This window comes from Streptomyces sp. NPDC044984, assembly GCF_040646935.1.
Lineage (GTDB): Bacteria > Actinomycetota > Actinomycetes > Streptomycetales > Streptomycetaceae > Streptomyces.
This window is the reverse complement of record NZ_JBEZBE010000080.1, coordinates 1-8,224: the sequence shown is the minus strand read 5'-3', so window position 1 is coordinate 8,224 and position 8,224 is coordinate 1. Positions and strand designations below refer to the sequence as shown.

General features: G+C 73.0%; 10 protein-coding genes. 7 read left to right on the top strand and 3 right to left on the bottom strand.

Features of this window, described 5'->3' with window-relative positions; genetic code table 11:
- The coding region (locus AB0A94_RS38260; protein WP_361751608.1) for an alpha/beta hydrolase at window positions 1-176 on the top strand (176 nt) is incomplete at its 5' end.
- A gap of 194 nt (window positions 177-370) precedes the next feature.
- Here the strand turns inward: AB0A94_RS38260 and AB0A94_RS38255 are convergent.
- Window positions 371-958 (bottom strand): TetR/AcrR family transcriptional regulator, encoded by a 588-nt coding sequence (locus AB0A94_RS38255; RefSeq protein WP_361751604.1) that lies wholly within the window; start codon window positions 956-958, stop codon window positions 371-373.
- 229 nt (window positions 959-1,187) lie between these two features.
- Between AB0A94_RS38255 and AB0A94_RS38250 the strand changes: the two genes are divergently transcribed.
- Window positions 1,188-1,748: a hypothetical protein gene (locus AB0A94_RS38250; RefSeq protein ID WP_361751606.1), complete on the top strand. Its 561-nt coding sequence runs from the start codon at window positions 1,188-1,190 to the stop codon at window positions 1,746-1,748.
- A gap of 246 nt (window positions 1,749-1,994) precedes the next feature.
- Here the strand turns inward: AB0A94_RS38250 and AB0A94_RS38245 are convergent, their stop codons facing one another.
- Window positions 1,995-4,823, bottom strand: coding sequence for a SpoIIE family protein phosphatase (locus AB0A94_RS38245; RefSeq protein ID WP_361751602.1), 2,829 nt, complete (start codon window positions 4,821-4,823; stop codon window positions 1,995-1,997).
- Window positions 4,824-5,446: 623 nt separating this feature from the next.
- Between AB0A94_RS38245 and AB0A94_RS38240 the strand changes: the two genes are divergently transcribed.
- Both AB0A94_RS38240 and AB0A94_RS38235 read left to right on the top strand, forming a co-directional pair.
- Window positions 5,447-5,704 (top strand): hypothetical protein, encoded by a 258-nt coding sequence (locus AB0A94_RS38240; RefSeq protein WP_361751600.1) that lies wholly within the window; start codon window positions 5,447-5,449, stop codon window positions 5,702-5,704.
- 158 nt (window positions 5,705-5,862) lie between these two features.
- A complete protein-coding gene (locus tag AB0A94_RS38235) occupies window positions 5,863-6,603 on the top strand; it encodes a peptidase E (protein WP_361751598.1) in 741 nt (246 codons plus the stop codon).
- Between the two features lie 212 nt (window positions 6,604-6,815).
- On the opposite strand, the gene AB0A94_RS38230 is transcribed toward AB0A94_RS38235, so the two are convergent.
- Window positions 6,816-7,040 carry a helix-turn-helix domain-containing protein gene (locus AB0A94_RS38230; protein ID WP_361751596.1) on the bottom strand — a complete coding sequence of 75 codons (225 nt, stop codon included), beginning with the start codon at window positions 7,038-7,040 and terminating at the stop codon, window positions 6,816-6,818.
- A 400-nt stretch (window positions 7,041-7,440) separates the two neighbouring features.
- Here AB0A94_RS38230 and rpmG point away from each other — a divergent pair, with 400 nt between their 5' ends.
- Genes rpmG through ykgO form a run of 3 tightly spaced genes read left to right on the top strand, consistent with a single transcriptional unit; the run spans window position 7,441 to window position 8,073 of the window.
- Window positions 7,441-7,605, top strand: coding sequence for a 50S ribosomal protein L33 (rpmG, locus tag AB0A94_RS38225; protein WP_217132206.1), 165 nt, complete (start codon window positions 7,441-7,443; stop codon window positions 7,603-7,605).
- Window positions 7,606-7,654: 49 nt separating this feature from the next.
- Window positions 7,655-7,912 (top strand): type B 50S ribosomal protein L31, encoded by a 258-nt coding sequence (locus tag AB0A94_RS38220; RefSeq protein WP_361751594.1) that lies wholly within the window; start codon window positions 7,655-7,657, stop codon window positions 7,910-7,912.
- Window positions 7,913-7,950: 38 nt separating this feature from the next.
- On the top strand, window positions 7,951-8,073 hold the full coding sequence (ykgO, locus tag AB0A94_RS38215; RefSeq protein ID WP_026084623.1) for a type B 50S ribosomal protein L36: 123 nt from the start codon (window positions 7,951-7,953) through the stop codon (window positions 8,071-8,073).
- The last annotated feature ends 151 nt before the right edge of the window (window positions 8,074-8,224 follow it).

Sequence of the window (8,224 nt, the reverse complement as noted above, 5' to 3'; positions counted from 1 at the left end):
CGCTGATCCTGCACGGCACCGCCGACCGCATCCTGCCGATCGAGTCCACCGGCGAGCCCTTCCACCGGGCACTGCCGCAGGCCGAGTACGTCGTCATCGAGGGCGCCCCGCACGGCCTGCTGTGGACCCACGCCCAGGAGGTCACCGACGCCCTCCTCGCCTTCCTGGCCAAGTGAGCAGCGACGCCCGACCCCGGCGGTCGCACCGGTGTCCGGTCACGAAGAGGGACAACCGTGACGCATCCGGCGTCGGCGGTCACATGAACGACCGCGTGACCTGGTTCCGGAACCGGAGCGACCGCGTAGGCGCGACCGCCGAGGAGTGAATGCCGTTGCGGGCGGCCGTCGGCTCCGCGCCGGCCGCACGGCCGTCACGAGTCGGTGCGGGCCCGCAGGATTCCCTCGACGCCGTGCAGGAAGGTCTCGGAGACCAATTCGGGGTCGAAGAGGCAGCCGGCTGCCATGGCACCGTCCCGGAGCATGACGAGGTGCCGGCCGGCTGCCTCGGCGGGCGCGTCGCCGGTCTGTGCCAGCAGGTCCGTGACGGTGTCCAGGAACCATTGCCGGTGGGCCAGGACGGCTTGGTGGATCGGGTGGGCGGGATCGGGATACTCGGCCACCGCGTTGAGGAAGGCGCAGCCGCGGAAACCGGGGGACCGGATGCCTTCGGTGATGGACCTGCCGACGGCCCGGACCCTGTCGGCCGCCGACCGGCCGCTCGCCCGGGCGGCGGCCACCTGCTCCCGGATTCCCCGGTCGGCCTGGTCGAGGTAGGCGAGGACGAGTTCCTCCTTGCCCGAGAAGTGCCGGTACAGCGTGGCCCGGGTGACCTGCGCCTCCGCGATGACCCGGTCGACGCCGACGGAGTGGATCCCCTCGGCGTAGAAGATCCGGGTCGCTGTGCTGAGCAGCCGCGCTCGCGCTTCGGACGTGCTGCCGCCTTTCGGGCTCCGACTCATGCCGCCAGGCTACCAAAAGGGAGAACGTTCGGTCTTGACGGCGGCCCCGTCCACCCCTTTTGATCTGATGGCAAGACAGAACGTTCTCCCTCATGGTGGGCGGCGCCTTCGGGGCCCTCCGTCGCGCGCTCTCCTTCACGGACGCGAGACCGACGGCAACGGTGAGCCGGCCACAGCACGCGTGACCGAGCCGTTCCGCACCGATTCGCTGCCGCAGAAAGGCACTTCCGTGGACACCCTCGTCGGCACAACCCCCGCCAGCGTTCCTTCCGCCCTGCGCAAGCTGTACTTCCTGCGGTTCGCCTTCGCCGCTGTATGGGCCGCCCTGCTGTTCACGACCGCCGGGAGACTGGGAGCGCTCAGCACGACGTTGCTGCTGGTCTACCCCCTGTTCGACGTGGCGGCCGCGGTCGTCGACCTCCGGTCCGCGAAGGCGAACGGGGGTACGGCCCGATTCCTTTACGCGAACATCGCGATCAGCTCGCTGGCGGTCATCGGCCTGGCTGCCGCTGCCACGTCGGGCATCCCGGCCGTCCTGCGGGTCTGGGGAACCTGGGCCGTCACCTCGGGACTCGTCCAGCTCGTCGTGGGCGCGGGCCGCAGGGAACTGGGCGGCCAGTGGCCGATGATCATCAGCGGCGCCCTCTCCACGGCCGCCGGCACCTCGTTCCTCGTGCAGGCGGGCGGCGGCGACCCCGAGCTGGGAGGCCTCGCCGGTTACGCCTTTCTCGGAGGTGTCTTCTTCCTCGTCTCGGCACTCCGGCTGAACCGGGCCCGCGACGGGGTGTGACCCCCGGACACCGGCCCCGTCCGGCGGACAGGACGGCAGCGGCCCGGGGCACATGCCCGCACGCACATCGGTGACTCCGCCGGCGGGCGGGCCCGGCCCTCTGCGGGCGTCCCGCGCGAGGCGCCGCACCCCTGCCCCGCCGCCCCTGCCCGTCGCCGCGAAGGCGGGCGGGGAACGGCTCGTGCCTCCCGGCGGGAGACGTCGGCGAACGGCCCCGGGGCCGCCGCCACCGCCGGGCCCGGGCGGTCAGCCGGAGTCGTCGAACATGGCCATCAGCGCCTGCTCGTCCGTCTCCGGCGCGGGCTGCTCCGGCTGCGGCAGCTGCTCGGCCCATACCGTCTTGCCCTGCGGCATGTAGCGGGCGCCCCAGCTGCTGGTGAACTGCGCCACCAGGAACAGACCGCGCCCGCCTTCCTCGGTCATAGCCGCCCGCCGGATGCGGGGAGAGGTGTTGCTGCGGTCGGAGACCTCGCAGATCAGTGAGTCGTCGCGCAGCAACCGCAGGCCCACGGGCCCCCGGCCGCCGTACCGCACGGCGTTGGTGATCAACTCGCTGACCACCAGCCCGGTGTTGAAGTCCAGCTCCGACATGCCCCAGGCGGCGAGCTGGGCGCGGGTCAGCGCCCTGGCCCGCGCCACGACCGAGGGGTCGGACGGGAACTCCCAGGCGGCCACCCGGTCCTCGGACAGCGCGTGCACACGGGCCAGCAGGAGGGCCACGTCGTCGTGCGGGCCGCCGGGCGGGAGGGTGGCCGCGATCCGGTCGCAGACGTCCTCCAGCGCCGGACCGCCGCGACTCAGCGAGGCCAGCAGCCGCCCGGTGCGCACGTCGGTGTCCCCGTAGCCGCGGTCCTCCTTGAGCAGGCCGTCGGTGTACATCGCCAGCAGGCTGCCCGCGGGCAGGTCGACGGTGGCGGACTCGTACGGCTGGACCCCGCCGAGCCCGAGCGGCGGACCGCTCGGCAGCTCGATCAGCCGCGCCCGCCCGCCCGGCGTCAGCACGGCGGGCGGCGGATGACCGGCGCGTGCGGCCGTACAGCGGCACGTCACCGGGTCGTACACCGCGTACAGGCAGGTCGCCCCCGTCGCGGGGTCCTGTTCGTCGGCCGATTCGTCGGGAGTGCGGCTGACCAGGTCGTCCAGGTGGGCCAGCACCTCCTCGGGCAGCAGGTCGAGACCGGCCAGCGTCCGCACCGCCGTACGCAGCCGGCCCATGGTCGCCGCCGCCTGCAGACCGTTCCCGGGCACGTCCCCGACGACCAGCGCCACGCGCATCCCGGACAGCGGGATCGCGTCGAACCAGTCCCCGCCCACACCGGCCCTGGCGTCCGCGGGCAGATAACGGGAGGCGAGTTCGGCGGCGCTCACCCGGGGCAGGGCGTGCGGAAGCAGGCTGCGCTGCAGGGTCAGGGAGGCGTGGTGCTCCCGGCGGTAGCGGCGGGCGTTGTCCACGCTGATCGCGGCACGGGCCGCCAGTTCGCCCGCCAGCGCCAGGTCGTCCTGCTCGTACGGGTTCGACCTGCCGCGGCGGTAGAAGCCCGCCAGGCCCAGGATGGAGCCCCGCGCGGACAGCGGCGCACCCAGGTAGGAGTGCACGCCCTCGCCGAGCAGGTCGACGGGGTGCGCCCGGCCGGCCGGCGACCCGGACAGGGCGGCGGTCGGCACCGAGTCCGTCACCGGCTGCCCGGTCTCCAGACACCGGGCCTGGGGTGTACCGGTGGGGTAGCCGGCCGGCTCGTCCACGCCGCCGGCCGGGGTGCCGCGGGAGTCCTCGCCCGAACAGGCGGCCACCCGGCGCAGTGCCACGTCGGGGCGCGGCCGCCCGGGCGGCGGCTCCTCGCCCGCCAGGACACACTCCGCCAGGTCGACGACGACCAGGTCGGCGAAGCGCGGCACGGCGATCTCCGCCAGTTCCTCGGCGGTACGCCGCATGTCCAGGGTGGTGCCGAGCCGTACGCCCGCCTCGTTCAGCAGGGACAGCCGCCCGCGCGCCTCGGCGGCTAGCCGCCCGACACCCGGCTCGCCGACCAGCAGCAGCCACGCGTCAGCCGGTCCGGCACCGTGCGGTTCCGCCGTGGCGCCGGGCGCGTTCGCCCTCGCCGCCACGGTGGGACGGTCCAGGAGCGGCACATGACGACCGTCGGGGGCGGTCGCGGTGGCCGGGCCCGATGTCCCCGTGCCGCGGGTGTCCTCGAAGCTGACCTCGATCGCCGCACCGTCCGCGTCGCCGTGGTGCAGTTCCCGGCGGCGCAGCACGGCCACGCGGCTGCCCGCGAGCGGCACCTCGGTGAACGTCTCGCCCGCCGAGGAGATCAACTCGACCGCATGCTCCAGCAGCATCAGCTGTTCCTGCGAGGTCAGGCGGGGCGTCGGTCCGCCCGGCGGCCGGTACAGCTCACCCGAGCCGAGGTGCAGCTCGGTGTGCCCGCCGCGTTCCCTGGCCCGGTGGAAGGAGCGCATCAGCTCGAGCTCGCGGGCCGTGCCCAGCTCCAGCAGGCGTTCCCCGATGAGTTCGGTGGCGTTCTGCAGCATCAGCGCCATGCCGGGGCTGGCCAGTACCTGGGGCACGGAGAGGTTGACCGCGCCCCGCACGGTGCCGCCCACCGGGTCGCGCACCGGCGCGGCCATGCAGGTCAGCTCCTTGAGGTCGTGCAGGAAGTGTTCGTGGCCGACGACCACGAACGGCGCCCGGGTGCTCAGCACCATGCTGACGCTGCTGGTCCCCATGAACCGCTCGTCGACGTTGGCGCCCGGCACCAGGGAGGCGGCGTCCATCAGCCTCAGCCCCGCCGGGCTGCCCCAACGGTCCACGATGTTCGCCCGTGAGTCGGCCAGCGCCACGGTCACCGGCACGCCCGAGAACCGTTCGTACAGGCGGTCCAGCACCGGTGCGGCAGCTCTGATCAGCAGGGAGTCGGGATCCAGGTCGCTCTCGATCGGCAGGGCCGCCTCCTCGCGGTCGATGCCGAGCGACTGCGAGCGCTCCCAGGAGGCGAGGATCTCCGGACGTACCCCGGCAACCGGCTGCGTCCGGTCGCCGGGACCACTGCCCGGAGGAGTTGGATACGGGTCCACAGCATCAGGGTAATCGGGCAAATGGGACATGCGCCTGGTCGCGGGCGTCCCGGAGGCGGGGGTCCTGGGCTTGCCGGGGTGCGGGCCGTCCGTCGTGTCGCGGAGTGCGGCCGGTCCCGAGTTCCGCGGTGTGGACCGCGGGGCGGCGGGTGCGGGGTGTCGTCCCGGTGCCGGACCGTCGGCGCCCGGCCGCCGACGCGGCCGTTGCGTCGCGCCGGTCGCCGGGGCGTCTTCGTCGGCCGACGGACACCGGCCTCCTGCGGGACCGGACTCGCCCTGCCAGCCGACGAGAGGCAAGTGGTGCAGACTGACCAAAGCGGAAATTTTGACTCCGTTTCTGTCGTCGGGGGACGGCGGACCCGATGAGGAGGGCGAGTGCGAGGCGGCGTGTACACGTCTGCGCGGCCGGCGGAGCCGACGCGCCGGTGTCGTGTGAGGCGGTCGCCGCGCGGGGAATCACGGGTCCCGCGTCCGTTCCGCGGGATGAGGGCCGGCCGGCCGCCCCGCCGCGGCGGGTGGTCCGTCCGTGCCCGGTCACGGAGGCCGTTCCAGTCCAGAGGTCCGGGCCCGCTGTCCCGACGCGGTCGGACGGGGCAACCGGACAGCGAGAGCAGAGGAGTGACATGGACAAGTCCCAACTGGCCCGGGCCAGCGTACGCAAGGCCGCGCAGGGCGGCCACGACATCAGCCAGGAAGACGCGGAGCAGGTGATCGACGCCCTGTTCGGCACGGTCGACATGGCGGGCGTGATCGCCGAGGCGCTCAAGCGTGATGAAGCGGTGGTGGCCGGCAGTTTCGGGCGCTTCCACACCGACGGAGGCTCCGCCGCTTTCCAGCCGGGCAAGGCCCTGACCGAGTACCTCCACGGCACCGCCTCGTGACAGGGGCCGGCGGCGGCCCCGGCGGCCGTCGGAACCCGCACCGGCCCGGTCTGTGAGCCGACGCCCGGCAACCTCGTCGAGGACGACGCTCTTCCCGCGGGGGATTTCCACCCGAGGCGGCCCGGGCGGGTCGGTACGCCGACGATACGATCATGACCATGACGACGTCGGAACCGACCATCCTCGCGACCTCCGGCGGGCATCGGCTCGGAGGACGGACCAGGGTGATGTTCGATGCCCTGGTGCATCACGCGGTCGACCTCTCCGGGGTGCACGGCCGGCGCCCGCGCATCATGTACGTCGGGACCGCCATCGGGGACGCCGAGCACTTCACGACCCGTATGACCGAGGCCGCTCGGGTGGCGGGATTCGATCTGACGCCCCTGCACCTGTTCCCCATGCCCAATGTCGAGGACGTGGAGGGCTCGGTCCTCGACCACGACGTGGTCTGGGTCATGGGGGGCTCGGTGGTCAATCTGCTGGCGGTGTGGAGGGCGCACGGCCTGGACCGCGTCATGCGCCGCGCCTGGCAGGCCGGTGTCGTCCTCAGCGGGGTCAGCGCGGGCTCCATCTGCTGGTTCCGGGGAGGCGCGACCGACTCGTTCGGGCCGGAACTGCGCCCGGTCACGAACGCGCTCGGCTTCCTGCCCTACGGCAACGGTGTGCACTACGACTCGGACGAGGGCCGGCGTCCGTTGACGCATCGGCTCGTGGCGGACGGCGCCATGCCCACGGCTCACTGCACGGACGACGGTGTCGGCCTGGTGTACCGCGGAACGGAACTGGTGGAGGCGGTGACGGAAATCCCCGGCAAGGGCGCCTACATCGTCAGAAGGGATGGCGCCGGGGCGGTGGAAGAACGCATCGAACCCCGCAGGCTGACCCTTTCCGGGGCGTGACGGCACCGCTCGGCCACCCGCGGACGGGTACGGACGCGAAGCGGGCCTGGTACCGCGCACCCGGCGGGGCGGGACGAGCCCTTGGTGACCGTCCCGCCCCGCTCACCGGGCTTCCGGCCGGTCGCACCGTCCGGGGAGCCGGCCCGGCCGGCTCCGCCACCGCGGTCCGCGGGTTCCCCGCCCCGTGGTGAGCCCTCGCCGGAGGTCCGCCGTCACCTTCGCGGACGCCCGGCCTCCTCGAGCCGTCGGCGTGAACGGCTCCCGCCCCGGCTGCGCAGAGGGGCGTCCGCCTCGGTGAGGACCCGGTGGACGAACCCGTACGACCGCCCGTGCGCTTCGGCGATGGCCCGTATGGACAGGCCGTTCTCGTACTGCTCCTTCATCTCCCGCGCGAGTTCCTCACGGGCCCTGCCGGTGATCTGCTTGCCCTTGTCCACGGCTCGTCTCCTTCGGTGATCGACGTCCGGCCGTGATCGTCGTCTACCCCCGACAAGGGGCGACTCACAGAACGGGGACGCCTTGCCGCCGCCCGGCGTGGTGGAGGGGGAACAAACCGCGGGCGGGTGGGGTTGGGGAGGGCGTGGCCGTGGAGGGGACAGTGTCCCCGGGCCTCACCCCTTGCCCGCAGGGACGATCGTTCGGCTGAAGTCCTGCGGAGCCTTTCGCCGCGCAGGCGACCGCCCTCCACGGTCATGTGTCGAACGGCTTCGGCCCACGCCCGGTGACGCGCCAGGCGGAAGGCGGGGCCGCCGGAATACGGCGCCGGCCGACGCCGTTGCACACCATGTATGACATGTCCGAGTCAATGAGCTCGGGCGGTGGCGGAAGGAGCACCTCATGGCACGCAGCACCGCGCGACCGGTCGTCAGGCTGAAGTCGACGGCGGGTACGGGGGTCACCTACGTGACCCGCAAGAACCGTCTGAACGACCCCGACCGGCTGGTCCTGCGGAAGTACGACGCGGTCGTCGGCGAACACGTCCTCTTCCGCGAGGAACGATGAGATCCGCCTCCGCCGCCCGGCGGCGGAGGCACCCCAGGAAGGACATCCCGTGAGGCACGGCATCCACCCCGTCTCCCGCCCGGTCGTCTTCCGCGACCGCGCGTCCGGCTTCCGGCTGCTGACCCGCTCCACCATCGGGTCGCAGCACACGGTCGAGTGGGAGGACGGCGCCACCCATCCGGTCGTCGACGTCGAGATCTCGTCGGCCAGTCACCCGTTCTACACCGGCACCTCGCGCGTCGTGGACACCGCGGGACGCGTGGAGCGCTTCGAGCGCCGCTACGGCCCCGCCCGCACCCGCCGCTGACCGAGGCACCCCGTCCGGTTCCGCGGAAGGAGATCGTGATGAAGGTACGCAAGTCCCTGCGCTCTTTGAAGGCCAGGCCCGGTGCCCAGGTGGTGCGCCGGCGGGGCGTGACCTTCGTGATCAACAAGAAGGATCCGCGTTTCAAGGCCCGCCAGGGCTGACGAGCCGCTTCACCGACCGACCGACCGACCGACCGACCGACCGACCGACCGACCGGCCCGGCACCGCACTCCGCGCGGGCGGGGAGGGTGCCGGTCAGCACCGTGGTGACCAGCAGGACGACCACGGCCACGACGACCTCGGCCAGTACGG

Bases quoted from the DNA above. Each gene is read 5' to 3' on its own strand.
- ykgO (WP_026084623.1), top strand. From the start codon at position 7,951: ATGAAGGTACGCAAGTCCCTGCGCTCTTTGAAGGCCAGGCCCGGTGCC.
- rpmG (WP_217132206.1), top strand. From the start codon at position 7,441: ATGGCACGCAGCACCGCGCGACCGGTCGTCAGGCTGAAGTCGACGGCG.
- AB0A94_RS38240 (WP_361751600.1), top strand. From the start codon at position 5,447: ATGGACAAGTCCCAACTGGCCCGGGCCAGCGTACGCAAGGCCGCGCAG.
- AB0A94_RS38255 (WP_361751604.1), bottom strand. From the start codon at position 958: ATGAGTCGGAGCCCGAAAGGCGGCAGCACGTCCGAAGCGCGAGCGCGG.
- AB0A94_RS38235 (WP_361751598.1), top strand. From the start codon at position 5,863: ATGACGACGTCGGAACCGACCATCCTCGCGACCTCCGGCGGGCATCGG.